The following is a 26,261-nucleotide window of genomic DNA, read 5'->3' as shown; positions in this document are numbered from 1 at the left end:
ACATGTCATACTGTAGGAAGATTTTCAAGCATTTTATAATGATTCATGGGCTTGAACAATGTAAATACTTAATGTAGCGTCGCCGGTATTCTCGATACTTACATGCTGTTTGTCTGCGGCATGTATGACATCTTTTTCAGATATAGGATTTTCCTTATCGTCAATCTTGCATATTCCTTTTCCTTCGATTACATATATATAAACGTTGGAGTCTGGATGCGGATGCGGCGGCAATATTTGCCCAGGTAAAAAGTTCAGTACTAATGCGGTCGTTTTTCCTTCCTGGAATAGCTCTGTTTTTATTAATCTGCCTTCGTTGAATTCTTTACCTTCTCCTGCGTTTTTAATTGTCATTATTGACACTCCCTTCTTTGTATTACTTTTACCCTGACAGCCGGATTTTAAAAGGTAAAATGTTATACTATTGGTGTATGTTCAAAAATTCACCAAATATAAACGGCGAATTTCTTCGTTGGCAATTAGGTACTTCTTCTAAGGAAAAGGATCCTCTGTTAAGACCGCTCACGTCGTGTGAGCAACACAGAAGTCAGCACATCCTGTGCAAGTCTGATCCTCAAAACCTTCTCGCCTCGAAATTCTCGTTTCTAATTTGGCACCTTTTTGAACACGTATGATTGGTGGGTGAAGTAAAATGAAAACTTTTACAGAAAAAATCATTCAAGTGATTCGCGGTATTCCAGAAGGAAAGGTTGCATCATATGGGCAAATCGCGAGGCTTGCTGGTAATGCTCGAGGTGCGAGGCAAGTAGCAAGAGTTCTTCACTCCATGAGCGCAAAACACCAATTGCCATGGCATCGCGTTGTAAATGCGAAAGGTGACATTGTGATTAGTGATGGAGGCAAGCAGAAAGTTTTGCTGGAGAAGGAAGGCGTAGTAATAGACGCAAAGCTGCGTGTTGATCTTGAGAGGTTTCAATGGACAAGTGAAGATCAGAATATGGATTGGTTGGAAGGATGAAGGTGGCTTTGTATTGTGCTATCCTAAATGTAAGGAGGTGTTTAGTAATTATTGTTAAAAACTGTGACGAGTCGCTAACGCTTCAAAGCTTGGAAGCTGGTTTGGCCCGGATAATTGAAAACCATCCTTTATCATCGGCATTGATTGGAAGCTATTCTGCTCGACAAGCTGGCATTGGAGGTGAGGATAGAGTAGCCGACATCTTTTGTAAACACAGATTCACGATGAACCACGGATTTTCCACGATATAGCCCTATTTTCTAGCAGTATATTTCAATGGACACTTTATTATTGATATCCTCCTTTGCGATTATTTTCGAAGTAAAAAACGTTGGTGGACGATTGAAGTTTATTGATAATCCTCCGCAACTAATTCGGATTAGGGCCGACGGGCATATAGACGGATTTGACAGTCCCGCAGCGCAGGTAGAGCGAAACGTAGAATTATTCAACAAATGGCTTCAAATTCGGGGTATACACTTGCCCGTTTACGGTGTTGTAGTACTCGCATATCTAAAACAAATTGTAGAGCAAGCTCCCGCGAAAACAAAGGTTTTATTCCCCAACCTAATTCCACCATACATTAGAAGTCTTACTCCTAGTTCCGTTTGGTTAGAAAAAGATAAGTTAAACTGGTTAACAACAGAAATTTTGAATAATCATCAACGCTATATCCCATCGCCGCTCTGCGAAGTGTATAACATTCAGAAGAGAGAGATTCGTACAGGGGTCAGGTGTGAATCCTGTGGCGTATTAGGTATGACTAAATCGAAAAAGGGTTGGTACTGTATTAATTGCAGTAAAATAAGCAAAGACGCTCATCAACAGGCAATAAAAGAATGGTTTTTATTGTTTGGCGATAAAATGACAAACAAGGATTGCCGTGAATTCCTGTATATCGAAAAGATGCAAACCACCACAAGGATTCTACAAAGCATGAACTTAAAAAACGATGGAACCTTTCAAAATCGAACATATACGATGATATTTGACCCAAAAATGAGTGAGTAAACATCATTATTAGCTATAACATGATGCGCTTTTTTACAATCTGTAGTAAACTTTGCATAATCGGTAGTAAGATACTAATAATCGGTAGTAATTACGTCACAATCGGTAGTAATGCTGGTCTCCGTTCACCCACACTGCAAAAAAAGCCGCCACTCAACAGATTGACGGCTCTTTCGGGTTATTCGTACTTCACGAAGTCCATTTCTTGGAAGATACTTACTTCCTTCAGCCAACGTTCGGCAACATAATTTTGATGCACTGGGTGATTATCATAAGCATCATAGGCCTCTTGATCTGTAAATATCATTGAAAAGCCATAATCATAATCATTCTTGGCACTAACCTGACGAAGCACCTCAAATTGTTGTACACCTGGAATTGAAGCCAATTCGGCTGCACTTTCTTTCAAGAAGTCCTCCGCCTCTGATGTATCTTTACCTACATGTAGGCTAAACATAACCATATGTTTAACACTTTTCCTCATTCTGTTCACACCCCTTTTTTATTTATACTCATTATACATGAGCGTGTATCATTATATATTTATTTTCCGAGATACAGACCTGCATTTCTGAGAAACTCTTTCGCTACTTCTACTGGCTTTTTTTCTTCTACATTTACTTGGTAATTCATTTCGCGCATCTCATCATCTGTAATTTTCCCAGCCAATTTATTTAAAGCGTCCTCGATTTCAGGATGCTTCTTTATTGTTTCTTCGCGTAGCAATGGAGCACCTTGGTATGGTGGAAATAAGTTTTGATCATCTTCTAAAACAACGAGCTGATGCTGCCTAATCTCACTATCTGTTGAATAAGCATCGACCAAATTAATATCACCTGTTTCAATCGCATTGTAGCGTAATTTTGGCTCCATTGTGACGATATCAGAGAATTGGATGCCATAAAGCTTTTGAATGCCTAAATAACCATCCTCGCGATCAGCGAATTCCAAAGTAAAGCCTGGCTTGATGTTTTGCTGAACTGCAGCTAAATCAGAAATTGCACTTAATTGGAACCGGTCTGCCGTTTCTTTAGGTACAGCCAATGCATAGGTGTTATTGTATTCCATTGGGTCAAGCATAGCTAAATCAAATTCTTTTAACAAACCTTCTCTTGCTTGTTCATACACCTCATCGCGATCTGTGCTTATCGCAGTCTCTTTTAAAAATTCAGAGATAGCGGTACCTGTAAACTCTGGATATACATCAATACTGCCACCTTTTAACGCATTAAAGACAAAAGATGTTTTACCAAGTCCCGGCTTCAATTCAACGCGTAAATCTGTATCTTGCTCAATTAGAATTTTATACATATTGATTAATATTTCTGGTTCAGATCCAAGTTTTCCGGCGATGACAATATCTTTCTTACCGCTTGTCCATATGAACGGAAGAACCATAATCAGTACTGCTGAAATGATAAAAAGACCGATGGAAACCAATGTTTTTTTAAAAGAAAGCTGCTCAAACTTACGCAATAATAGATCAAATAAAATTGCTAATAATGCTGCCGGAATGGCACCTAATACAATTAACATCGAGTTATTTCGGTCAATCCCTAACAAAATAATATCCCCTAGACCACCAGCACCAATAAGCGCAGCCAATGTTGCTGTCCCCACAATCAATACCATTGCTGTGCGAATCCCTGCCATGATTACAGGCATAGCAAGTGGCATTTCCACCTTCAAGAGCTGTTGGCGAGTATTCATACCCATACCGCGCGCTGCTTCCTTTAGTGAAGAATCAACTTCATTAATCCCAGTAAAGGTATTCCTTAAAATCGGGAGCAATGCATAGGCAACAAGAGCTATAATTGCCGGGACCTTACCTATCCCTAGCAAGGGGATTAATAAACCAAGTAAAGCGAGGGACGGAATGGTTTGTAAAACAGCTGAAGCTCCAATTATACTTTCGGCAACCTTTTTTCTTCTAGTCAAGTAAATACCAAGTGGGATGGCAATCAAGACGGCAAACAAAAGGGATATCAATGAAATTTGAATATGCTCAAATAAAGCTTGGAACAGTTGACTTTGCCTGTCACGAAATTCATTCATCATATTAGTCATTGTTTACGCCTCTTTCTTGCAAGCGATTCGCTAAGTACTGCATCATTTTTTGGCGATTGATCATCCCAATACGTTGGCCTTCTTTTTCTATCTGGAGTTGATCTTCATGGGTGAAGGCTTCAAGAATCTCTTTTAAGGTTGAATGGACCGAAATAGTTACCAATGAATCAGAAGCACCACTATTACCATTACCGACACTATGATCCACTATTGACTCCAAATCTACATTTTCATCCCTACGCGATTCAATTCCCACAAACTCTTTTACGAAATCATTTACAGGATGCTGCACAATCTCTTCCGGCGTACCGATCTGTACAATACCTCCATCTCTCATGATGCAAATTCTGTCTCCCAGCTTCAAAGCTTCCTGTATATCATGTGTAACGAAGACAATCGTCTTCTGAATGGTTCTTTGCAATGTAAGTACATCATCTTGCAATTTTTCTCTGCTAATCGGGTCAAGTGCACTAAATGGTTCATCCATTAAAATCAGCCGCGGATCCGCAGCTAATGCACGCGCAACACCAATCCGCTGCTGTTGGCCTCCTGAGAGTTCTTCTGGCTTTCTAGCTCTATAAACAGCTGGGTCAAGACCAACCATCTCTAACAATTCATTCACACGCGAGCGAGTTTTATCCCGTCCCCACTTCTTTAGTTCAGGGACAACTGCAATATTTTCATCAATCGTCATGTGAGGGAACAGAGCAATCTGCTGTAAAACATAACCAATATTCCAGCGCAATTCATGAATGTCATAACTGTCAATCTTCTCATTATCTATGGAAATGACTCCACTTGTAGGATCTATTAAACGATTCATCATTTTTAATGTCGTGGTTTTTCCACATCCACTTGGACCAATGAGGACGAAAAACTCGCCGTCTTCGATTTGTAAATCTAAAGAATTCACCGCTTGGGTTCCATCTGCATACAACTTTGATACATTTGAAAATTTTATCATGGTTGTGCTCCTTTTATTTTTATAGTAGATAATAGTAGATAAAGGTAAAAAAGTCCTTTAAGAGGATGTTCAAAAAGTCACCAAATGATAAACAGCGAATTTCTTCGTTGGCAAAGGTACGTCGTACTTCTACTAAATGTTAAGATCGCTCACGTCGTGTTGCAAGTACGTCCTGTGGGCAACGTAGAAGTTAGAACTTCCTGTGCAAGTCCGGTTCTCACGTATTAATAGCATAGCTCTGATCCTCAAAACCTTCGCGCCTCGAACTTCTTGTTTCTAATTTGGCACCTTTTTGAACACGCACTTTAATTATTCCTAGTCTACTTGATACGACTTAAAATTGTAAATTAATCATACTTTGCTTCGGAACGAACAATCACGATGGGAAATAACTAAGGACACTGATGCAATAATCAATGTCCTTAGTTATTTACTATATGATCATTATTCTACCCTTGCTTCTTTTTAAACTTTTCCTGTATGAGCAAGCTCAATATAAGCAAGATAAATATTAAGAAAAAGGATGCACCACTTATTATCAATATCGTTTCATCTCCTAAATTTGAAAAACGGAAAAGAACATCAGGAATGAATAAAAGCAGTGGAATCCAAATGGTAAACCACGTTTTACTCCAGATCGCCCCTGCAATAAAAACGAAAGCACAGACCCCGACAATCACCCAATTAACCGTAGCGCTCGCTTGAAAAAACGACTTCACAATAAGATTGCTCCCTAATAAAAGCAAGATAAAAAGCACCATAACACTTGTACTCGCAATCATTCCAACTAGGAATAGCCTTTTGGATGAATATTGTTTTTTACCGGCTTGCCGCAGAAACGCAACATAAATGAGCAAAGCTGCCGCTGCCACAATCGGAAAGCCAATAACTTGGATCATGTTCAATTCGAATTCGCCGCGGATAGCTGGACCCATAATAAAATAAGCAATGACCCCCAAAAAATAGACCGGAATATTTTTCACAAGACCGGTATAGTCCGTTTTCATTTCAGCTTTTATTGATTCCATATAGGCTGCCGGGGTACCGCCAATGATGTCGTCCATGTTCTTACCGCGCTTTTCTGATTCGATTAAATGTTCTCGTAACTCCTCTGTTAGCTCTTTTACTTCATCTTCGTTTTTACCAGATGTAATTAAATATAATCGTAGATTATCGATGAAATTCGCACTTTTTTTAGTGAGCATTTTTTCCTCCTGCTTCGGATTTGGGATTCAAAACTCGCGTATATTTTTACCAGTCTACATTGCATTACATGATAGCTAAAAAAGTTATCTCTTCCTTTTTATGAAATAGGTGATTAACCACAAAATACACCCTACAACTATTGATGCCCACCAAGTAAAGTTAAATGACGGCCCTTTGTCCGGAATAAAAATCGTTAACCCCATTACCACTGCCATCAAAATTGCAGCGAATAAACCTATTTTTAGTGAATCCTTTTTCACGCTTGATTTTTCTTTAAATAATGTGTTTTTAATCATTCTAAATACAAACCAAACAGCTAATAGCACTAGACTAAGCACTACAACAGCTATGATCGTCACCATAATTGGGTAAATCGTAGTTTCCACTTCTTTAAATTGCGAGATAACAAGTAAGGCAATTCCGCGAAAGATTAACAGCCAGCTTACTATATCAAAAATAATTCCAGTGACAAATGGTATAATAGCTCGCATTTTTTCCTTTGGCAATTGAGCAATAATCTCATCTGCGTAAGCTTTTGGATCTGGTCCAAATATATCTTTCGCTGTTTTCCCTTCCTTTTGCCCATCTAGTAGATGATCAAGCATCTCCATTAATATCTCTTCCGACTGCTGCTCCGATAACGATAACTGAAGACGGATATATAATAGGATATCGCTATAAAATGATTTGTTATCCAATGTTAACAGATCTCTTTTATGGTTGTTTTCTTCAATTAATTGTTTTGCATGCATTAATTTTCCCTCCTTCTGAATAATTCATTTACCGGATTAGATATTTGCTGCCATTCTTCTGTGATCGTTGTTAAAGCCTCTTCTCCATCTACAGTCAAAAAATAGTATTTTCGATTCGGTCCTGTATCTGATGGTCTCATTTCTCCCCGGATTAAGCCGTTTTTCTGAAGTCTTAACAGCACTGGATAGATCGTCCCTTCACTTACATCATGTAGACCAATCGTTTGTAACTTTTGTGAAAGTTCATAACCATATGCTGAGTCCTTTTCTATGATAGCTAACACGCAGCCGTCTAAGATCCCTTTTAACAATTGGCTTCTAATGGACATGTAATGCCATCCTCTCTCATCTATTATGTTAAACAAGATAGCTATTGTAAAAACAACTACTTGGTTATACCAAGTAGTTGTTTTTAGTATATAAAAGTCATTGTCTTCTGTCAATGACTTTTATATACTAAACATTCCAATTTCTAATTTAAAATAGTAAAATTCTCCTCAACAATCGCATTCCATTTATCAACATAATCCCCAAGAGCCCATTCGGCCATTACTATTGTATCGCCATCTTGCAAACCGATTTCCCTTAATGGTTGATTAGAAATCTTCCCATCATCCAATGTATAAATATAAAGGGATTCATTGGATGTCAGTATCATTGTATCTTGCAGAGGTGATTGATATGCATCTATTATCCATGGCATGCTAGATTTAATTTCTCCCCATGGGGTATACAGTTCATCATAATTTATTAGCTTCATCGGGACTAATATATTGATATTAAAGTCTTCGTACTCTTTTTCGCCAATCGCATGGTCGTAAAAAAGCCTACCTTTCATAATCCAATGTCCACTTCTTCTTTCTAAAGTAAAATTATCCTCGTGCGGATTTTTGATAATCTGTTGGGCCTTTTCACGATCAAGTGACGCAATAAATGCTTCACTGGAACGGAGCATTATGGCATATGCATTTTTGCTTGTTACGTCTGTAAGCTTGATTCCTTTTCCAAGGCTAATATTATCGATTGGTAACACATTAAGCTTTAAATTATTCTCTGTTCCAATATAGTCATTTCCCACGAATAAGATCTTACTATCTGGGCTTTCAGTAAGAATATTTTTATTCTCCACTAATATAGTTGGCTCTCCTTTATTAGTCATTGGCATTGCATATATACTTTCCTTTGATGATGAGCGGCCCACTTCCCAAAATCCTGTCTTTCTAGGAACAAGTAATTGCTTATTGGTGAGAATCGGCTTTAATTTGTTATTTTCCATGTTAATCCACAATGTTTTATACGTATTATTTGCAGAGCGAATCCCAAGCAATAGACCTACTTTTGATACATTATTCCCTTTGTGTTCCCTATTCTTTTTAATATCATCTTCCACAACATTTTGTTTCATATCTTCTTTTACCTCATCAGAGGTTTTATGTAGATATAAAAATCCACCTTCCATATAAACAAGCAGTTTACTATCCTCTATTTTTATAAACTCATAAAATACTTGATGATCAGACGTAACTGTAATGACATCCACCCTTTCAGCGGTAATATGATGCTGATCTTGATCTATCCTAAACTTATTGTAAAAGTAATCAGCAGTAGCCACATTAATAATTTTGTATTTAGGTTGTACACATTTTTCTTCACCCATAGCACAAACTACATCATCAAACATTGCTGTCTTTCCTAAGTATCGCTCGATTTCACCGGATCGGTTCTCCTGTTCTTTTACAGGTGAAAATTCTTCTATCTCCCAAGTCCCTTGTATGGGTGATATTTCATTAACTGGAGAGAGTAGCATGGCATCTGTATTGAAATCAAAATGACTACATCCGACAAGGGAAAGAATCAAGATGCATAAATAGTATGGAAACGTTCCTCTATTTTCCCCCATCATGTTCCTCCTCCCCTAATGGAAGTGCAACAATGACCTCTGTGCCGACAGCTATTTCACTTTTAATCATTAAGCTCCCACCATGCATTCCAACAATTTCATCGCATATAGCTAAACCAAGCCCTGTTTGCGATCTACTATTTTTCCCTTTATAAAACTTCTCTTTCACTTTAGGTAATTCTACTTCAGTAATTCCACAGCCCGTATCTTTTACAGATAAAATAATTTCCTTTTCCTGCAAATAAGCACTTAATGTAACGCTACCTGCAGATGATGTGAATCTAAATGCATTTTCTAAAAGATTAATAAGCACCTGCTTTATCCTATCTTTATCCAATGTTATGATAGGGAGTTCCTTACATTGAACTTCAAATTGAATACCATCCCTGTCCGCTCTTGGACTCATATGTTTCGCAATAAAATCAAAAATTCCTCGTAAATCAGTCGCTTTTTTATTTAGTGTTAAGTTACTAGTTGTATAGCTAGAGAAATCAAGCAGATCCTCCACCATATCCGTTAAACGGTCGCTTTCTTTTTCTATAATTGTTAAACCATCTTTAAATATTTTCTTTTCGACTGGATCCACATTTTTCAAGGTAACTGCCCATCCTTTAATAGATGTAAGTGGTGTTCGCAATTCATGTGAAACTAGAGAAATAAAATCGTCCTTTATTTTCTCCCTATTTTCAATTTCTTGTGCCATATAATTTAAAGTTGAGGCCAGTCTACCAATCTCATCATTTTTCTGATTCATTACTCTTATTTTCAAATCACCTGTAGCCATTAATTCAGCACCATTCGTCACTTCCTTAAGCGGATGAATAATACTGTTTGCTAATAAGATGCTAATGGCACCAGCAATCACAATCACAATAACTCCAATACTAATAAAGATAAAGGCAATATTTCTCAACATATTATCTACTTCAGTAAGACTTGAAATAAACCTCAGCACACCTACTACTTCCTGGTCAGATTCTAATGGATAAGAAACGATCATCACTTTATCTTGTCCTTGCTCCAACTTCCCAATCCAAATACCTTTTCCGCCATCTAATGCTTCTTGGAAATCCGAACTCTGCAATTTCTCTTTATGTTCGGCGCCAACAGAATCTAATAAAACTCTACCCGTTGTATCGATAATTTGAACTTGGGCATCTGTTTGCTTCCAAAATACATCGACATTATCAATAATATTTTCCTGTAATGGAACATTGGAAAAGTATTTCGAATAAAATTCGGAAGATATTTTAATTTGGTTTGTTAAAACATTTTCCGCATTATTATAAAAGTAATATTGCGTAAAATAGATTAGCAGTGTTTCAAAAGCTATTACACTGATTAAAATAATCACAATAAAATTGCCAACAAGTCTCGTTTTAATACTCTTCGCCTGTTTTCTTTTACCAGCCATTCTTTAATCTTTCCTCCAACGGTAACCTGTTCCCCACACCGTTTCTATGTATATGGAGGTCGCCACATCATCTTCAATTTTAATTCGGAGCCGTCTAATATTTACATCAACTATTTTCGTGTCCCCTACGAAATGATGTCCCCATACAATGTCTAAAAGTTCATTCCTAGAAAATGCCTTACCTGGGTTTTCCATAAATAATTTCATCAGAAGGTATTCTATCGGAGTAAGCGAAACTTCCACTTTATGTTTGTACACTTTTTGTGAATATACTTCTAATAAAAAGGGACCACTTTTCAATGTTTCTCCTTTTTCCACTTCATCAATCATTCTTCTTAATAAAGACTTCACACGTAATATTAGTTCTAAAGGATTAAATGGTTTAACGACATAATCGTCTGCTCCAAACTCTAATCCCTTAATCTTATCTAAATCCTGTCCTTTTGCCGTAGACATAATGATACCAATATCCGGGAAATTCGTTCTTAATTGCTCACACACTTGGAATCCATCGATACCAGGAAGCATAACATCGAGAATCACAATATCCGGCTTTTCCTTCTTTGCCTTCACTAAACCCTCTTCGCCTGATCCCGCCTCCACTACAATAAACTTTTGCATTTTAAAATTCACCGTTAAAAAGCTACGGATACTCTCTTCATCTTCAATGATTAATACTTTCTTCATCACTTTTCAAATCCTTTATGTTGTTTATATGATTTTATTGTTTATCATTTGGTGAATTTTTGAACATCCTCTTATAAGGTGGCCGCCTTATTACCAATTATGATTATTTTATTACCGATTTTCGTGTAGTTACTACCCATTCAAGATACTTTTCTACCAATCTTTGGCGACTTACTAGCGTTTATATCAGTTTTACTACCGATTGATATTGCAACAAATTTAAAATCACCTTTTAGCTATATTGTACAAGATTAATAGCCATGCATTGGCTACAATTCGGATACACTTTTTACGGCACCAACAGGCTACGGTTAATTTCTACAGATCTACCCACTACAAGTAGGTTAGGATTAATTCCCTGAAAGAAGAAATTTGGCACATTGCTCCAAAAAGGAATCTACCTTCCTCCATATCTCTTTATAAAATAAAGCTACTGATAATAGGAAAGGGAAAATTAGATAACTCATTCTATAAAAAATCAGTAAAACGAATACCTTTTCATCCATAATACCTAAACTTTGGGTACCCCAAATAAACACTAGATCAAACGATCCAACCCCACCAGGAATCATGCTGGCAACCCCCGCGCAAGTGGCGATAATAAATACAGGAAACAAATCAGTCAATTGAATGGGAATATTCAACACATAAGCGAAAAAACAAATCACACAAAATACAGATATCCATTCAAGAAGTGATGCCAAAACAAGCTTTACAAACATTTGTAAGCTTATAGCAGAGCTACTATTTCTTTTATGTTGAATCCAATAGAATAGGATAAACATAGGTAAACATAAACTTACGCCTATTACAGCAATAAATAACCATTTAGTTTCATTAAGTAAAGGAAAGTTTCGATAGCTGATTGGCAAAATCATTGCGAGTAATGAAATTCCTGTAAGGGAAAATATTGTTACAGAAGCAATATTCCTCAGTAAGACCTGCTTGTTCACGTCATATTTTGTATAAAAATAGTTTCTGAGCATTAAGCCCGCAATCCCCCCGAAGCCAATCAAATTCGAAATAGTATTGACAATGAAGGATTGTTTTACTAACTTCTTTTGCGATACTTGAATCCCTAACAATTTAACAAGCATGATATCATATAAAAACATCGGTGTGATCGCACAGATAGAAAGGATAAAAATGAGAGGTATTTGCCAAAACGGCAATTGATTTACTTCATATTGGAGCAAATCAATATTAATTCCCATTGCCGCTTTCTTTATTTCCAACCCTGTTAATACTAATAATATCAAAGGGAAGATTATTTTAATTATTTTAAAGATATGTTCTCTTTGCATCCTTATCATTTCCTCTCCCCCTTTCTGGCCACACTCATTACTTTATAAAGTAAAACCTCCAAAAGTAGAAGTTTTATTCCTTCCCCTTGAGCTTCCCTGGGTCCCTTAGTTTTATATTAGCCGATTTTACTACCTGTTCATCTACGATTAATGCACTAAGAGACTATCCCAGCCAATATACCTATGTGAAATTGTATCATATGTAGGTAAATACATGAATATAGCCACTTCTTACCATCTTATGGCCAAACGCTGGGTATGATTGTTAGTCTATCATGGTTCACACCTATTTATTTTCCTAAAAAACTTCCGTAATAGCCCTATTATCCATTAAAAGGATAATTAACAAGATTGTCACGAATTTCTATTAACCCATCCTCGAAAAAGGCAGAACTTCTTGCCTAATTTCGTTAAAAAAGAGATGATAGTGTGAGGTTATTAAGATGGAGGCGGCTATCGTTTATGCGTGTTTTTGTATATATTATTGTTTTTTTCTCATTCTTTGATTTGTTTACGCAACTTCCAATTATGACTCCGCTCGCAATTTCTGTCGGAGCAACTCCTTTTTTAACTGGATTAGTTGTCGGTATGTATTCTTTTTCTAATACAATTGGAAATGTTGTTTCGGGATTTTTAACAGATAAAAAGGGACCATTTCTCATTTTGATCTCTGGATTATTACTTACTGGTGCTTCTCTTTCTATATATTACTTTGCAGAAAATGCATGGCTCTTACTTTTAATTCGCTTCGTACATGGACTGACTGCAGGTCTGATTGTCCCAGCAGCTTTTACTTATTTAGCGAACTCGGTTGAAACAACAAAAAAGGGGAAGGGTGCGGCGCTTTCAGGAGCATTTGTAGGGTTAGCCGCTGTCATCGGACCAGCATTTAGTGGTATTTTATCAAGCAGAACAAATGAAGTTGCTGTATTGTCTATAACTGCTTGCTTTATGATCGCGTTAGGAATACTTGCGTTTATCCTTTTACGTTCACAAGTGGTTACATCAAATAGAACGCAAGCAAAAAAGGAACAGATGTCAGTACGTGTTTTCTTCCAAGATTCACGTATTATTAAAGCTTTCTTGGGAGCATTTTTTCTGATGTTTTCACAGGGTGTTCTCGCATATATGCTACCATTAAAGGTAGCTGCCCTTGGACAAGATACACAAACAAGTGGCTTGCTTCTAAGTACTTTTGGTATTGTTGCCATTCTCATTTTCATTCTTCCAACTAATCGTCTTTTTGACGTAATTAAGCCAATTCAAACATTAACATTTGGAATGGGAACGATGGGAGTAAGCCTTATTTTCATTAGTATCGGTCAAAATATTCCTATTCTTTATGTTTTTATGGGCCTATATGGACTCGGCTTTGCCTTTTTGTTCCCATCACTTAATTCATTGCTAATTGAGGCCACACAAAAGACGCATCGCGGAAAAGCATATGGATACTTTTATGCATTTTTCTCCATTGGTGTCGTAGTTGGCTCCAGTTTAACAGGGTTATTAAAACTATCAGCAAATCAAGGCTTTATCTTTACAGGTATTTTGTTAATAATTGCTGCAACCCTAATTTTTTTCAAAAAGGATTCGAACAAATCCTTTCATATTTAATGGGAAAAAGCACTGAATTAGTTTGCTTGTCATTCAGTGCTTTTCACTAGTATATATAGATAAATCAGCAAGATCATATACGTTTCAATAAACTAACTAAATAGGCGTCCAATCTCTCTTCCATCATTTGATCCGTAAGTTCTGTCACACCTAAAGCAGTCCAACCCGGATACACTTCTGGCGTACCAAATAGAATATCTATTACGGACAATATATCCCAATAAGGGTTATATTGAAATGAATCCCCTGCATGCATTATGTATGCATCCAAAAAAGCATCCGCTACTGAAATGCCATGTAGCAATGCCAAATCCGTTCTACAATGGCCAACATCAATACCTGCGGGGCCGCGACAAGCATTTACCCAATCGACAACACCACTGACAGCGTTCCTTGACCATAATACATTTGCTGGATGGAAATCCCTATGAATAAAGCAGTCTTTCACTTTTGGACGAGGTTTATTCGCTATTTTAAATGCTGTGTTCCATAAATCTGGATGTTTTGACCATTCCTGTGTTTCTACTATATGAAGGTCTTTATATGTAAAATAACTCCAATGAAAATCATCTGCATCCACTTTGTGAATCTGCACTAAAGATTCCGCTAGTCCATTTACCCATCTATCCACATTGTCCGGCCTCAAAATGACTGATCCTTCTAGCTTTTCCATGAGTACTGTGGGATGCCCACAGTTGCTTCCAGTTTCGTCAAAAGCAATAATACTTGGAGCCATTAATCCAGCACTTGTGGCCCAGCGAAGACTTTCTGCTTCATGACGAGCTAGATCAGGTTCTTCCTCCAGCCATTCCTCATCATCAACCTGACGTAACACTACATCTTTTATCTTATCCCCGACTTGAAGTGAAATACTATATATATGAGAAGACATTCCCCCGTGAAGCTGTTCGATTGCAATGATCTTTTCACTTCCACTATATGAAGCCAATACCCACTTCATTATGCTTTCATTTAGCATTTGCACTCCCCCTCACACCATTTTAAAAGCAATCCCAGTTATATAATACATGAGAGAAATCCAACCTTTCCAAGTCTTGTTTGCGAATAAAGAAATTAGCAACTCCTGAATCTCCCCACATCATACCCTTTTCAAATTCGGAATCTATTTGAAGTAGCAATATATCATGACTTTTCCACTTTTCATCATAATCCCTATCCGCCTATTTTATGCCCCTCATTTGAGAGTTCTTCAGCAAATAAATCCCATAATGTCTCATTCTTTTCGCCTCCCCTATCGATCACTTCATCAAAATCGAGATTAGAATAAGAATGATCAAACCTATGATCCCCCGTAGCGACTGGCTCCTCCCCAACTGTAAATGAAAGAGAAAGCTCTTTTTCAATGGGAAAATACGATTCCTCTACTTCTTGTATATAGCTAAAATCAGAAACAAGTAGACTTTCATCTGTTATCACTTCTGGAAAATAAACGACCCTAAAATTATTCTGTTTCGTTTGGTCATCGAAGTCTAGCCCCAGTAAATCATCATCAGCTGCAATAAAAAATTGTAACAATCCTTTTTGTGGCATATGTTCTAAATGAGGAATTTTTGCAAAATTCAACTGCGCGAGTAATTTCATCTGTTTCCCATTTTCATCCAGCGGATGCTCAGCAGTTTTGGGCAAATAAGGATGACCGGCAAATTTGCTGTGATAAATACGAGGCTTTTCATTTATCGTTTCGATTTTCAGAAAGGGTTTCACCGTTTTTTCAATTTCATATCGATAAGACTCTAATTTTTTTGACAACATGATGGTTGATCTAATCATGACTTTGACCTCCGCTTCATTTAGAAACATTCCTCATTCCATTATTCCAATTACATACAGTTACAGTCAATAAGCAAGAGACTAAACATAAAGACTCTTTCAATTTTTTTTACGAAGTTTCTATGGTTAGCTATTTATGGCGCGACCAGTAATTTTACGTGAGTGGCTAGTTACACGCAGAGCCATGGAAAAAGTCATTATCACATATTCATTATTGGAATGAGCTTGGATTACAGGGTAAAAGTGTGGATCACAACTAGTAAAACTGGCCAGATGGAGGAACTAGTCGAGAAATCGTATAGTTTCGTACGTGTATAGTATTGCACCAAAAAAATATAAAAGGCTGCCGAGACTTTCTCGACAACCTTAAAAGAAAAGCTGACCTAGTCAGCTACTTTTCTTTTATAACATAAATGCTACCGAAACGAGTGATAACATTTATTTAGAAGCAAACTCATGAACCCAAACTTTCATTTTAGGAACCCAAGGCATACCGGGATGCATCGCTAGTATTGTTTCTTTGTATTCGTTTAGTGTTTCATATCCTTCTTGCTGCGCGTGTTCATCTGTCATTTCACCAAGGGTTTGGGTATACACTTTTTCAACAATGAACTCTCGATCTTGAAGCGTCATTATTTCTCCGATATCTGCATATCTTCCATTTCTCCTAGTTGCTTTCTTTTTCCCTTGAAGCACCTTTTCAATGTCTTCTGGAACTGTAACTAGTCGTTCAATCGTACATGTCTTAGGAGGAAGGGCATCATTTTTACTTTGTAATGTCACGAAAAAAACCACCTTTTTATTTTTCCTTCCCTTTATTATATATGATTAAAGCTAAATTAAGTCAAATCATCTCTATAGTATTATTAATAGTCCCTTTCTGTTCAATTATTTGTAATATATTATTTGTTTTCTTGAATGGAAACAGCAATTTCAAGCGCATCTAGCGCATTCTTATTCGTCTCTATTTCATATACGATATTGTCTTCCTGCCAGGAAATGAGTTGTTTCCGATCATTATTATTTGTCACATCTAACATCGACGCGCCAATATCATGTGGAGTTGGCAACATATTTGTTTCCAGATATTCAACAACTTTTTTCGCCTCGATTACAACACTCTCCCCTTGCTCTGTAAAGCCACGGACAACGAGTGACCATCTACCTTCATTCCAGCCAATGTACTGCGAACCAGCTGCTCCTTCACTATATCCTTTTATGCCATAGCCGAGATCCACTTCATGCCCGCCCGTTTCTGCGTGTTCTTCATGATTAATCTGTTCTGCTGCTTTTTCTGCCGATTCGAATCTCGTTCCTTTCAATGTAGCTATATTTACTTCTTTATCCTTCAATTCATCATTATTAATTGGAATAGGTTCGTCCGTTTCCAAAAACATAACAGCATATTGACCCTTGTCAGAACTAGTCATGGCTGTTAAATGTTGCCTGGAAGAAACCGAGATAGTTTTTGGCAACTTGATTGGAATATCTGCTTTCAACTGTTTTTCTGTTTCTTCAATAACTTTTTTAGGTGATAATGTCTGCTGATCGACAGACTCTTCTTTAGCTTGCTCCTCCTCTACATTGGGTAGGCTTTCATTATCAACATTTGAATCGTTTTCTACTATCGACGAGTTTTTTTCTTGCCCCTTTTTATCAGATGATTGAGGAGAATTACATCCCGTCAACATCAAAACAATCATGGCAAAAACCATCTTCTTTATCACTGTATACATCTCCTTTATATTGAGACCGGTCACATCGACGTAGCGACAGGACGTGCCGCACTTAACCAATATGTTATACGTCGATGCGTACGGTGCTATCGCTTTTCTTTAATATTTCCCTTCTATGTGCTTGAAAAAACATTTAATTGTTTTGTATCGTTTGAAACTTTTTAGTGTATCAGCTCGTAGAAAATAATAGAGGAAATTTAGATGACTAGAGGAGATGTTCGGAAATGGGAAGTATTTTTATCTTTTCGATTATTGTTTCGATTGTGTTTACGTTAATCGTAATTCCAATCAAACCTAAGCAAGCGAAGAAAGTGAAGGAAGCAGTGAAACGAAATATAAGTGCGGAGTATATCAGTGTGACTGTCCTGTTTTTCCTCATTATATTTGGCTATTATTATTTGACAAATATTGATCGGACGATTAGTTCGCTTTGGCTCTTGTTATTGATTGTTACCGCCCTAGGAGCTTTAATAGCAAGTGGACGCGAGCAATGGTTCAAAGGTATTTTATTCCTAGGAAGCCTATTGTTTATGGTCTATATATTTAGTGCCTTTTTATTCAATGCTGATGACAAGTACAAGGTATCAAAAATGGAAGAAAAGGTGGAAATTCAGGCTTTCGATGAAACAAAGACACCTGCTAGCGTTCCACCCAAATTTGCAAGAAATAAAATGAAAAAAGCATTTGGGCAAGTTCCAAATACAAGTTACTACGAACTTGGAGAATTACAGATTCAAAAAATCGGGGAAGAGTATGTTTATATTGCTCCTGTTGAATTTTCTGGATTTTTCAAATGGTGGAATGGAAAAACAACCCCTGGCTATTTTAAAATGAGCGCGACAGATGCATCAAATAATCCAAAATTTGTGAAGGCAGAAATGACTTATAGCCCTTCAGCTTATCTAAACAAAGACCTAAATCGCTTTATTCGTAATCAAAATCCTAATCTCATCTTCTATGGTGAGCCACGGTTGGAGATCGATGATGACGGAAAACCATTTTATGTTAGGACATATGGTCACTTCATTTCGGCGCGTGATGGTTTTGATATGCAAGGTGTTGTCATGGTTAATCCTACTAATGGAGAAACAAAGAAATTCTCTTTGGACCAGGTTCCAGCATTCATTGACGGTGCCGTTTCTCCCGAAGCTGTCAGCCTTCAAAATAGTTACTTTGGAAAATACATTCACGGTTTTTGGAATAGTGTCTTCGGGAAAAGAGATGTAAAACTCCCTTCTGATGAAGGAACGGTTGCAAATGTGAGTCCCATCTTTAATGAAGATGGAGAAATGGTCTATTTCACCGACTTCACGAGTCCGAAAGAAGGCGTAGATTCGATGCTCGGTTACTCGCTTACAGATGCGCGTACAGGAAAAGCAACTTATTACACTGGTAACTTGGAAGAATCTTATATGGATTCACAAGCAGCACTACAGATTATTGATAAGAAATTCATTGAGAAAAAGTGGTCAGGTGAAATGCCAGTCCTTTATAACTTTTATGGTGAAGCTAGTTGGTTAACACCCGTGCTTGATTCAAATGGATTTTTGCAAAACTACTTTATTGTTTCTGCCGCCAATCCAGAGATTTCCGTTTTTGCAAATACACCAAATGAAGCACTAAAGCTCTATAAAACAGCGCTGCAACGTGGCGGGAGTTCCGTCGATGGTACATCAAACGCGGAAGAGAAAGGCGTTTCAGGAACAGTTTTACGAGTATTCAAAGAAAAAACTGGAGATTTTACCATCATCTCATTTTATTTAGATAACAAACAAAACTATACCGTTTCCTCAGAGAATAGTCCTCTTACCATCTACCTAGAGGTGGGAGATAAAGTGAACTTGCAATATTTAGACACCGGAGAAACATTCATGCCTGTCAAAAAACTCGACATTGATGGTCTTCAATAAAATCAAAAACCTGAGGGAAATCTCCTTCAGGTTTTTTGTATAGGATTACTAGTCCCATCTTAGATCGCCACCAGTTTGTACGTCGCTTAACAGCATTTGCGCTTACTCTACCTCTTTTAGCATCTCTCCACCGATACCAACCGTTCGTTCTTTCACTCGTATTCATCATCTTTTATCAGATATTAGCAATTTACTAACATTTTCTATCTTTTAGTAGTAATAGTATGATTTCGACATCAGAATAAGCATTCAGTTTATTTCAAAGAATATGCCTGTTTAAACAGTTTAAGTACTATTATCGATTAACAACCTCCATTCACTGGAAAATAAAGCGTAGACCAGTTCGGTCGAAATCTGTTTTGATTTTATCGACCGAACTGGTCTATATAATGTCGTAAAGGAATAAAACAATTACAGAGGGGGAATTAAGTATGACAAAACCATTTAAAAACCTCGATATTACAAAACAGAAGCGAATCATTAATGCTGCGTTAAAAGAGTTTACAGAGAAGGGATTTGAAATGGCTTCAACGAATCAAATTGTCAAAGATGCTGGCATTGGAAAAGGAATGCTATTTTATTACTTTAATAATAAAAAAGACCTTTATTTCTATTTAATTGATTATTGTATCGACATAACGGAGCAGAAGTATCTCAAATTTATTGATACGAGTGAACGTAATGTATTTGAGAGATTAAAAAACATATCAAACGTCAAATTGGAGTTCCTCATGAAGTATCCTAACGCTATAAATTTTTTAGCGACCATATTTTTAAAGAATTTTGATCAAATTGATCCAAAATTAAAATCTCGGATTGAGACATTGCAAGAGAAATCACACGCCAAAATATATGGAAATATAGACTTTTCATTGTTTAGACAAGACATTGATGCCGAAAAGACATTCAAATTAATACAGTGGTCATTTCATGGATATGAAGAAGAAGTCAAACATCGTTTACGGGACCAAGATATGAATTCCATTCATTTCGAAGCATATTTTGAAGAGTTTTTTGATTATCTCGACATGATGAAAACATGCTTTTATACAAAAGGGGAGGATGAGAAATGAGCGTATTAAGAACAACTAACCTGACGAAAAAGTTTGGCAAATTTGTCGCCTTAGAAGGCGTGAACATTGAAGTGAATAATGGGGAAGTTTATGGTTTTATCGGTCCTAATGGAGCTGGAAAATCAACAACAATACGAGTGTTGCTCGGTATTTTAAAAGCAACGGAAGGTGAAGCAGTTATTTTTGGAATGGATACATGGAAAGAAGCTGTTGACATCCATAAACGAATTGCCTATGTACCGGGAGATGTGGACCTATGGCCGAACTTAACAGGCGGTGAAGTGATTGATTTATTCGTAAAGCTTCGTGGAACGAACAATAAAAGCCGACGTGAAGAACTTATTGAGAAATTCGATTTAGATCCAACAAAAAAATGCAGAACGTATTCAAAAGGGAATCGACAAAAGGTTGCATTAATTGCCGCTTTTTCATCTGATGCAGATCTTTATATTTTAGATGAACCAACTTCAGGACTTGATCCATTAATGGAAAGAGTGTTTCAAGAATGTGTGATGAATGCAAAAAAGGCAGGGAAAAGCGTACTTCTTTCCAGTCATATATTATCTGAGGTAGAAAGGCTATGCGACAAAGTCGCCATCATTAGACAAGGTCAAATCATCGAAACAGGTTCTTTAAATGAATTACGCCACTTAACAAGAACAAGTCTACTTGTCGAGACGAAGCAAGCCATCACTTCTTTACATGTACTGAAAGGTGTTCATGATATTGTAAAAAAAGGTCAAGCTTTTTCATTCCATGTAGATACGGAAGAGCTAGGCAATGTAATGCAGCATGTTAGTCAATTTGGGATTGTGAAATTAGAAAGTGCGCCTCCGACATTAGAAGATTTATTTATGCGCCATTACGAAGGAGTTGGAGGTGAATCATAATGACAAAGCAGCTTTACAATAAAACAGGGAGCCTATTTCGCTTCATACTTCGACGAGATCGCATTCGTATTCCGATTTGGTTACTCTCTTTATCTGTTGTGACATTTGCAGTCGCGAATGCCTTTACAGATTTATACTCTTCCCAGCAAGAAAGACAGACGATTGCAGAAACGATGATGAACCCTGCAATGACAGCAATGGTCGGTAAAGGATATGGTTTAGATAATTATACAAATGGAGCGATGATGGCCCATCAAATGTTACTTTTCACCGCTTTAGTTGTTGGGATTATGAGTATTCTACTTGTTGCACGTCATACACGAGCAGATGAAGAAGACGGTCGTATCGAATTGATCCGCTCTCTTCCTGCCGGGCGTTTATCACATTTACACGCAACAATCTTAGTAATATCTGGTACTAATGTATTATTAGCCTTAGTGATAGGTTTCGGGCTGCATGCTTTAGGTATTGAAAGTATGAATTTAGAAGGTTCATTGTTATATGGAGCTGCTTTAGGAGCAACAGGCATTTTTTTCACAGCAATTACCGCAGTTTTTGCACAGATCTCGGAAAACTCCAGAGGGACAATCGGTTTATCGTTTGGGGTGTTGGGCATTTCTTACCTTGTTCGTGCAGTAGGTGATGTAGGCACTGAAACACTTTCTTGGTTTTCCCCATTAGGTTGGGTGTTAAGTGCGGAAGTGTATGTGAATAATTACTGGTGGCCAATTTTACTAACAATAGTTGTCTCAATCATTTTGATTATACTAGCATTATATTTGAACGCCATCCGCGATTTAGAATCGGGATTTTTACCTGCAAAGAATGGAAAGAAATTTGCACACCCACTTTTACAAAGTCCGCTTGGTCTTACACTAAGATTACAGCGAACAGGAATGATCGCTTGGGCCATCGGTATGTTTATTTTAGGTGTCTCATACGGATCCGTTTTAGGTGATTTAGAGTCCTTTTTTGAAAATATGGACATAATGGAAGATTTATTAACACCTGTCGAAGGATTTTCATTAACAGAACAGTTTATAACAATGTTGATGTCCATTATGGCAATGATTTGTACGATTCCTGCTCTGATGGCCATACTAAAACTTATCGGGGAAGAGAGAAAAAATCGTACTGAACATTTACTAGCTCTTGCTATTTCTCGAACAGGGTTAATAAATAGCTCGTTATTAGTGTCTATTGTTGTTGCTTTTATCATGCTATCACTTACTGCAATCGGTCTATGGGGTGCTGGATCGGCAGTCATGGATGATCCAATTCCATTCGGCACTCTCTATGGTGCAGCAATGGCTTATTTACCTGCAATGTGGATCATGATCGGGATCACGGTATTGCTTGTCGGTATAGCACCCAAATTCACTGGTTTCGTTTGGTTATACTTAACCTATTCTTTCGTAGTCGTTTATTTAGGCGGGTTACTTCAATTTCCCGAATGGCTCAGTCACCTATCGCCCTATAGGCATATTTCTCAACTACCAGTTGAAGATATCGACTTTATGAAAGCCTCCGTGCTAACAACGATCGCAATTGTTGCGATGCTTATTGGCTTTGTCGGATATAATAAACGAGATATATCGGGATAAGTAATATGTCTATCTAAAGTCAGATGTGAATATCATTCCGGCATCTGACTTTATAGATTATTTCGTACACTTTTGAAAAAATCATTATCCACTGTTCGTGTTTAACTCTCCATCCATGCTATCTAAGCATTACATTCGTCTAATTATCAAATAAAACCACTCCTAATCACAGGAATGGTTTTAACTTTAACCATATGAAAATAGGACTTTCCCATTATAAATACCTTACCTAGCATTTGAACTATATATACCTCTATTAACGGACTTTTTTCAACCAATGATCCATGTAAATAATATTATTATTACTCTCTTCATTTTTTTTATTAAATAATACTTTCCTTGTTTCCTCTTGCCCCAAGTCAATTGATTTCGATAAAGACTTGGTTTCGAATCTCCCTACATCGTGTAGGTCGATATCTATTAATAAATCGGCATGCTCCTCTAAGCAGCGATCAGTATTTTTTTGACTAGCAATATCAATATATCTGTTTAAAACGGAAAAAAAATTAGAAGGATAATGAGGATTAGAACTTCGAACTCTTACAGATGTCACTTTTTCCGCACCCATACTTCTGACAATATCAGCAGGGTTATTATTTAATATATAGCCATCAACTAATAATTTATTGCCTATTTCTACTGGAGAAAATAGACCTGGTATCGCAATACTGGCACGAATGGCAAGTGCTACTTCTCCAGAATCAATAACGACCATTTCACCAGAAATAAGATCTACACAAATGACCGCGAATGGAATATCCAAATCCGAAAAATGCTTTCCCTCAGTCCATTTTAGTAAAGTATTATAAATTCTGTCACCCTTTATCCAGCCCTTTCTATTGAAGCCAATATCAATATGGCGACGAATGGAAACATCATGAACAACGCTTTGCATCTTTTCAGGATTCATGCCACACGCCAATAGACCGCCAACCATAGATCCAGCACTTGTTCCTGCTATATGAGTGATTTCAATATCATTGATTATTAGTTCTTTTAATGCGCCTATATGAGCAACTCCCCTAAGAGAGCCGCCGCCCAGTGACACTCCCGTTTGTTTCATTTACTACGTCCTCCTTCACCTAAATCAGATAATTCTACATTTCTCTGTTTTGATTTTTTATAATAAAATAATAATCCTATGAATATTAAGATAACTGCTATGAATAGATAAACGTATATGCCGTAGGAGCTGAAATAGTCCTTGAATGTCTCATAATTCCCTTTAAAGTAATTTCCTAGCAGAATCATTACGTATGACCACGGGTATATCCCTAAAAAAGTTAAGATAAAATATTTAAATAAGTTCACTTTCCCTATACCCGCTACATACGAAATATAATTACCAATACCAAATGGTCGAGAAAGTGCTATGCTCCAAATTCCATAGCGATTGAATAATACGATTCCTTTCTCTAACCCCTTTTTCAGTTTCTTTGGGAGATGTCTTTCAAGCTTTGCCCCTATAAAATAAGGAATAAGGCTAGCAAGAGTGTAAAAAATACTCATGCCCAGTGCGATGAAAGCTGTATTTATATATCCCGGAGATAATAAATATCCATATGAAAGTACAATAACCAAACCTGGAAAGGGTAGAGATGATCCTTCTAAAAACATGGATAAAAATAAACCGGCAATTCCAATTGTATTTAGCCATTCTAAGAATTGTTGAATCATTGCACCTTTTTCCTTCTTTCTATCTCACTAATCCAGGCTGTATCATTTGTCTCAATCACAGAGTCAATTAAAGTTGAAATATACTCGGGCTTACCAGCCTCTAATTCACTTAAATATCTTTGCACTGAATCTTGAAATCGATCAAATAGTAATGTGTCTTTGAAAAAATCTATGAGCTGATCTTCCAGTGATTGTTTATCATTTAGTTCATGTACAAGCTTCATTTCTTTTAAAAATTTTAAATTAATTTCCTCTTGTCCTGGTAGAGCGGAGTGAATAAAAATAGGTAAACCTTTCATCAGAGCCTCACTAATGGTCACACCACCTGGCTTCGTAATGATCGCGTCCACTTTATTATATAATTCATTCATTTTCTCTTTTGATGAAATATAGGGAATCGGATGGATGTTCTTATAATTAAGACGAACAATACTTTGATAAAGTTTTTTATTCTTTCCACATAAAACAAAGTATTCTATTTCTTTATCCTCTTTTTGTCGCTGCAAAAGATCCATCATATTTCCCAGTCCAACACTTCCCCCAGATACTAAAACATTGCACCCGGATCTACCTTTAATTGAATTCAGTCGTTTATCAAATTGTTCCGCAATGGGTATTCCGGTAATAAATATCTGCCCTTCAGAAACGCCACTTTTCTCCAATAATTCATTCTTCACTACTTGACTTGGTACAAAATGATAATCTATTCCCTCTCTTCCCCAAACATCGTTCACAAAAAAATCTGTGTACACATTGATAACTGGTATTTGACATTGATCCCGTGTTTTCAGTCTACTTAGAAAGTAGGATGGGAATCCGTGTGTGCAAATAATCAGATCCGGTTTTTCTTCAGATATGATCTGCTTCATCTTTTTTAAGAATAAAAACTCATAATATTTATACGACCGTTGCTCCTTAGAGGTGTGCGCCATTTGTTTATAGACCCATGCATACGTTTTAGGAGAATGATATATCCACTCTAAATATGTTTTCGTAATAATACTTTCAAACAAAGGATTCCACTTACTTAGTAGGTCTATTTTTTTACAAATAAATTTGGGGTTTCTTTTGCGTAAATAGCTCGTAAGTGTATCTGCAACTTGATGATGGCCTGAAGGCATGCTTAGTAGGGGGAAAAATAATATCTTCTTCATTACTGCTCATTCCTTTCGGTGATTCCGTGATCTTATAATAAGCATACAAAAAGAACTTCCAAAGCGAACCCAGCTATAGACTAATAATCATCTAAGACTTAAGTCTGATTTCGAACTTTTATAGTTGGTGTTCAAAAAAGCGCCAAATTTCAAAGGCAACGAATAAATTCGTTGTTTATCATTTGGTGGCTTTTTGAACACTCTTTTATATATCCAATCTTCTTGTTTCTTTCATATATGATACTTATATAGACGTTAGACTAACTTTCAACCCTACAGATTTTGAAAAAGTATATTTATAGTAGGACCTTTTAGAACCCTATAATGGTGGTTTTGCCAGTCTGTCATTTTATGCATGCCTTTTGAATAAGTGTGTAAGCAGCTATTTATGTATCTTAGACTAAGCAACCATATTTCAAACCTGTAGTTTCTCATTCTAGCACTACAATTTTCCACCCTTATGCACATATACATTAGATTAACGTCTCTGATACCTTTTTGAATGGAGTTTCTTCCTTAACCCTCTTA

At 36.9% G+C, this 26,261-nt stretch carries 25 protein-coding genes and 1 pseudogene; 7 read left to right on the top strand and 19 right to left on the bottom strand.

All coding sequences use genetic code 11. The features are described from left to right. Positions 1-33: 33 nt before the first annotated feature. The gene (locus MHB53_RS17530; RefSeq protein WP_340920761.1) at positions 34-354 is read right to left on the bottom strand and encodes a cupin domain-containing protein; all 321 of its coding nucleotides are present in this window, start codon (positions 352-354) and stop codon (positions 34-36) included. A gap of 298 nt (positions 355-652) precedes the next feature. On the opposite strand from MHB53_RS17530, the gene MHB53_RS17525 reads away from it, so the two are divergent. Together MHB53_RS17525 and MHB53_RS17520 are read left to right on the top strand one after the other, a co-directional pair. Then, the gene (locus MHB53_RS17525) at positions 653-979 is read left to right on the top strand and encodes an MGMT family protein (protein ID WP_340920758.1); all 327 of its coding nucleotides are present in this window, start codon (positions 653-655) and stop codon (positions 977-979) included. 276 nt (positions 980-1,255) lie between these two features. Beyond that, positions 1,256-1,990: a nuclease-related domain-containing protein gene (locus tag MHB53_RS17520; protein WP_340920756.1), complete on the top strand. Its 735-nt coding sequence runs from the start codon at positions 1,256-1,258 to the stop codon at positions 1,988-1,990. 178 nt (positions 1,991-2,168) lie between these two features. Here the strand turns inward: MHB53_RS17520 and MHB53_RS17515 are convergent, their stop codons facing one another. The 10 genes from MHB53_RS17515 to MHB53_RS17470 form a co-directional block, all read right to left on the bottom strand. Then, positions 2,169-2,474 carry a Dabb family protein gene (locus MHB53_RS17515; RefSeq protein WP_340920754.1) on the bottom strand — a complete coding sequence of 102 codons (306 nt, stop codon included), beginning with the start codon at positions 2,472-2,474 and terminating at the stop codon, positions 2,169-2,171. Positions 2,475-2,533: 59 nt separating this feature from the next. Continuing rightward, positions 2,534-4,057 carry an osmoprotectant update ABC transporter permease/substrate-binding subunit OpuFB gene (gene opuFB / locus MHB53_RS17510; protein ID WP_340920752.1) on the bottom strand — a complete coding sequence of 508 codons (1,524 nt, stop codon included), beginning with the start codon at positions 4,055-4,057 and terminating at the stop codon, positions 2,534-2,536. Next, entirely contained in the window at positions 4,050-5,021 is a 972-nt protein-coding gene (locus MHB53_RS17505; RefSeq protein ID WP_340920750.1) for an ABC transporter ATP-binding protein, read from the bottom strand. Before MHB53_RS17505 ends, opuFB begins: the two co-directional genes overlap by 8 nt. Positions 5,022-5,470: 449 nt before the next feature. Further along, complete coding sequence (locus MHB53_RS17500) at positions 5,471-6,226, bottom strand: DUF1129 family protein (protein ID WP_340920748.1); 756 nt, start codon at positions 6,224-6,226, stop codon at positions 5,471-5,473. An 84-nt stretch (positions 6,227-6,310) separates the two neighbouring features. Next, positions 6,311-6,979: a DUF1129 family protein gene (locus MHB53_RS17495; RefSeq protein ID WP_340920746.1), complete on the bottom strand. Its 669-nt coding sequence runs from the start codon at positions 6,977-6,979 to the stop codon at positions 6,311-6,313. Further along, entirely contained in the window at positions 6,979-7,308 is a 330-nt protein-coding gene (locus tag MHB53_RS17490) for a PadR family transcriptional regulator (RefSeq protein WP_340920744.1), read from the bottom strand. The genes MHB53_RS17495 and MHB53_RS17490 overlap by 1 nt, the downstream gene beginning before the upstream one ends. A gap of 143 nt (positions 7,309-7,451) precedes the next feature. Further along, the gene (locus MHB53_RS17485) at positions 7,452-8,879 is read right to left on the bottom strand and encodes a hypothetical protein (protein WP_340920742.1); all 1,428 of its coding nucleotides are present in this window, start codon (positions 8,877-8,879) and stop codon (positions 7,452-7,454) included. Next, positions 8,866-10,293 (bottom strand): HAMP domain-containing sensor histidine kinase, encoded by a 1,428-nt coding sequence (locus MHB53_RS17480; protein ID WP_340920740.1) that lies wholly within the window; start codon positions 10,291-10,293, stop codon positions 8,866-8,868. Before MHB53_RS17480 ends, MHB53_RS17485 begins: the two co-directional genes overlap by 14 nt. Positions 10,294-10,296: 3 nt before the next feature. Continuing rightward, positions 10,297-10,980 carry a response regulator transcription factor gene (locus MHB53_RS17475; RefSeq protein WP_340920738.1) on the bottom strand — a complete coding sequence of 228 codons (684 nt, stop codon included), beginning with the start codon at positions 10,978-10,980 and terminating at the stop codon, positions 10,297-10,299. A 350-nt stretch (positions 10,981-11,330) separates the two neighbouring features. Continuing rightward, the gene (locus tag MHB53_RS17470) at positions 11,331-12,293 is read right to left on the bottom strand and encodes a lysylphosphatidylglycerol synthase domain-containing protein (protein WP_340920736.1); all 963 of its coding nucleotides are present in this window, start codon (positions 12,291-12,293) and stop codon (positions 11,331-11,333) included. 453 nt (positions 12,294-12,746) lie between these two features. On the opposite strand from MHB53_RS17470, the gene MHB53_RS17465 reads away from it, so the two are divergent. Then, a complete protein-coding gene (locus MHB53_RS17465; protein WP_340920733.1) occupies positions 12,747-13,898 on the top strand; it encodes an MFS transporter in 1,152 nt (383 codons plus the stop codon). A 73-nt stretch (positions 13,899-13,971) separates the two neighbouring features. Here MHB53_RS17465 and MHB53_RS17460 read toward each other — a convergent pair whose 3' ends face one another. From MHB53_RS17460 to MHB53_RS17440, 5 genes and pseudogenes are all read right to left on the bottom strand, one after another. Continuing rightward, on the bottom strand, positions 13,972-14,877 hold the full coding sequence (locus tag MHB53_RS17460; protein ID WP_340920731.1) for a phosphotransferase family protein: 906 nt from the start codon (positions 14,875-14,877) through the stop codon (positions 13,972-13,974). A 22-nt stretch (positions 14,878-14,899) separates the two neighbouring features. Next, a pseudogene (locus tag MHB53_RS17455) lies at positions 14,900-15,061 on the bottom strand (DUF1963 domain-containing protein); the annotation flags it as partial. Positions 15,062-15,071: 10 nt separating this feature from the next. Beyond that, on the bottom strand, positions 15,072-15,689 hold the full coding sequence (locus tag MHB53_RS17450; protein WP_340920727.1) for a YwqG family protein: 618 nt from the start codon (positions 15,687-15,689) through the stop codon (positions 15,072-15,074). Between the two features lie 438 nt (positions 15,690-16,127). Then, positions 16,128-16,472 carry an ASCH domain-containing protein gene (locus MHB53_RS17445; protein ID WP_340920725.1) on the bottom strand — a complete coding sequence of 115 codons (345 nt, stop codon included), beginning with the start codon at positions 16,470-16,472 and terminating at the stop codon, positions 16,128-16,130. 119 nt (positions 16,473-16,591) lie between these two features. Continuing rightward, positions 16,592-17,416, bottom strand: coding sequence for a hypothetical protein (locus MHB53_RS17440; protein WP_340920724.1), 825 nt, complete (start codon positions 17,414-17,416; stop codon positions 16,592-16,594). A 233-nt stretch (positions 17,417-17,649) separates the two neighbouring features. Between MHB53_RS17440 and MHB53_RS17435 the strand changes: the two genes are divergently transcribed. The 4 genes from MHB53_RS17435 (at position 17,650) to MHB53_RS17420 (ending at position 22,902) form a co-directional block, all read left to right on the top strand. Further along, positions 17,650-19,335, top strand: coding sequence for a hypothetical protein (locus tag MHB53_RS17435; protein ID WP_340920722.1), 1,686 nt, complete (start codon positions 17,650-17,652; stop codon positions 19,333-19,335). Positions 19,336-19,766: 431 nt separating this feature from the next. After that, entirely contained in the window at positions 19,767-20,408 is a 642-nt protein-coding gene (locus MHB53_RS17430; RefSeq protein WP_340920720.1) for a TetR/AcrR family transcriptional regulator, read from the top strand. Next, the gene (locus tag MHB53_RS17425) at positions 20,405-21,298 is read left to right on the top strand and encodes an ABC transporter ATP-binding protein (RefSeq protein ID WP_340920717.1); all 894 of its coding nucleotides are present in this window, start codon (positions 20,405-20,407) and stop codon (positions 21,296-21,298) included. The genes MHB53_RS17430 and MHB53_RS17425 overlap by 4 nt, the downstream gene beginning before the upstream one ends. Beyond that, positions 21,298-22,902 (top strand): ABC transporter permease, encoded by a 1,605-nt coding sequence (locus tag MHB53_RS17420; RefSeq protein ID WP_340920715.1) that lies wholly within the window; start codon positions 21,298-21,300, stop codon positions 22,900-22,902. The genes MHB53_RS17425 and MHB53_RS17420 overlap by 1 nt, the downstream gene beginning before the upstream one ends. A 256-nt stretch (positions 22,903-23,158) precedes the next feature. On the opposite strand, the gene MHB53_RS17415 is transcribed toward MHB53_RS17420, so the two are convergent. The 3 genes from MHB53_RS17415 to MHB53_RS17405 are packed head-to-tail and all read right to left on the bottom strand — an operon-like array spanning position 23,159 to position 25,733. Further along, a complete protein-coding gene (locus MHB53_RS17415; protein WP_340920714.1) occupies positions 23,159-23,965 on the bottom strand; it encodes a patatin-like phospholipase family protein in 807 nt (268 codons plus the stop codon). Then, positions 23,962-24,579 (bottom strand): DedA family protein, encoded by a 618-nt coding sequence (locus tag MHB53_RS17410; RefSeq protein ID WP_340920711.1) that lies wholly within the window; start codon positions 24,577-24,579, stop codon positions 23,962-23,964. Before MHB53_RS17410 ends, MHB53_RS17415 begins: the two co-directional genes overlap by 4 nt. Further along, entirely contained in the window at positions 24,576-25,733 is a 1,158-nt protein-coding gene (locus tag MHB53_RS17405) for an MGDG synthase family glycosyltransferase (protein WP_340920710.1), read from the bottom strand. The genes MHB53_RS17410 and MHB53_RS17405 overlap by 4 nt, the downstream gene beginning before the upstream one ends. Positions 25,734-26,261 lie beyond the last annotated feature (528 nt).

The organism is Bacillus sp. FSL K6-3431 (genome assembly GCF_038002605.1).
Classification (GTDB): domain Bacteria; phylum Bacillota; class Bacilli; order Bacillales; family Bacillaceae_C; genus Lederbergia.
This window is presented reverse-complemented; position numbering and strand designations above follow the sequence as displayed.

Coding starts and splice junctions, on each gene's coding strand:
- MHB53_RS17520 (WP_340920756.1), top strand. CDS start 1,256: ATGGACACTTTATTATTGATATCCTCCTTTGCGATTATTTTCGAAGTA.
- MHB53_RS17425 (WP_340920717.1), top strand. CDS start 20,405: ATGAGCGTATTAAGAACAACTAACCTGACGAAAAAGTTTGGCAAATTT.
- MHB53_RS17515 (WP_340920754.1), bottom strand. CDS start 2,474: ATGAGGAAAAGTGTTAAACATATGGTTATGTTTAGCCTACATGTAGGT.
- MHB53_RS17460 (WP_340920731.1), bottom strand. CDS start 14,877: ATGCTAAATGAAAGCATAATGAAGTGGGTATTGGCTTCATATAGTGGA.
- MHB53_RS17525 (WP_340920758.1), top strand. CDS start 653: ATGAAAACTTTTACAGAAAAAATCATTCAAGTGATTCGCGGTATTCCA.
- MHB53_RS17530 (WP_340920761.1), bottom strand. CDS start 354: ATGACAATTAAAAACGCAGGAGAAGGTAAAGAATTCAACGAAGGCAGA.
- MHB53_RS17415 (WP_340920714.1), bottom strand. CDS start 23,965: ATGAAACAAACGGGAGTGTCACTGGGCGGCGGCTCTCTTAGGGGAGTT.
- MHB53_RS17505 (WP_340920750.1), bottom strand. CDS start 5,021: ATGATAAAATTTTCAAATGTATCAAAGTTGTATGCAGATGGAACCCAA.
- MHB53_RS17480 (WP_340920740.1), bottom strand. CDS start 10,293: ATGGCTGGTAAAAGAAAACAGGCGAAGAGTATTAAAACGAGACTTGTT.
- MHB53_RS17420 (WP_340920715.1), top strand. CDS start 21,298: ATGACAAAGCAGCTTTACAATAAAACAGGGAGCCTATTTCGCTTCATA.
- MHB53_RS17435 (WP_340920722.1), top strand. CDS start 17,650: ATGGGAAGTATTTTTATCTTTTCGATTATTGTTTCGATTGTGTTTACG.
- MHB53_RS17490 (WP_340920744.1), bottom strand. CDS start 7,308: ATGTCCATTAGAAGCCAATTGTTAAAAGGGATCTTAGACGGCTGCGTG.
- MHB53_RS17500 (WP_340920748.1), bottom strand. CDS start 6,226: ATGCTCACTAAAAAAAGTGCGAATTTCATCGATAATCTACGATTATAT.
- MHB53_RS17410 (WP_340920711.1), bottom strand. CDS start 24,579: ATGATTCAACAATTCTTAGAATGGCTAAATACAATTGGAATTGCCGGT.
- MHB53_RS17470 (WP_340920736.1), bottom strand. CDS start 12,293: ATGATAAGGATGCAAAGAGAACATATCTTTAAAATAATTAAAATAATC.
- MHB53_RS17450 (WP_340920727.1), bottom strand. CDS start 15,689: ATGATTAGATCAACCATCATGTTGTCAAAAAAATTAGAGTCTTATCGA.
- MHB53_RS17485 (WP_340920742.1), bottom strand. CDS start 8,879: ATGGGGGAAAATAGAGGAACGTTTCCATACTATTTATGCATCTTGATT.
- opuFB (WP_340920752.1), bottom strand. CDS start 4,057: ATGACTAATATGATGAATGAATTTCGTGACAGGCAAAGTCAACTGTTC.
- MHB53_RS17495 (WP_340920746.1), bottom strand. CDS start 6,979: ATGCATGCAAAACAATTAATTGAAGAAAACAACCATAAAAGAGATCTG.
- MHB53_RS17465 (WP_340920733.1), top strand. CDS start 12,747: ATGCGTGTTTTTGTATATATTATTGTTTTTTTCTCATTCTTTGATTTG.
- MHB53_RS17430 (WP_340920720.1), top strand. CDS start 19,767: ATGACAAAACCATTTAAAAACCTCGATATTACAAAACAGAAGCGAATC.
- MHB53_RS17475 (WP_340920738.1), bottom strand. CDS start 10,980: ATGAAGAAAGTATTAATCATTGAAGATGAAGAGAGTATCCGTAGCTTT.
- MHB53_RS17405 (WP_340920710.1), bottom strand. CDS start 25,733: ATGAAGAAGATATTATTTTTCCCCCTACTAAGCATGCCTTCAGGCCAT.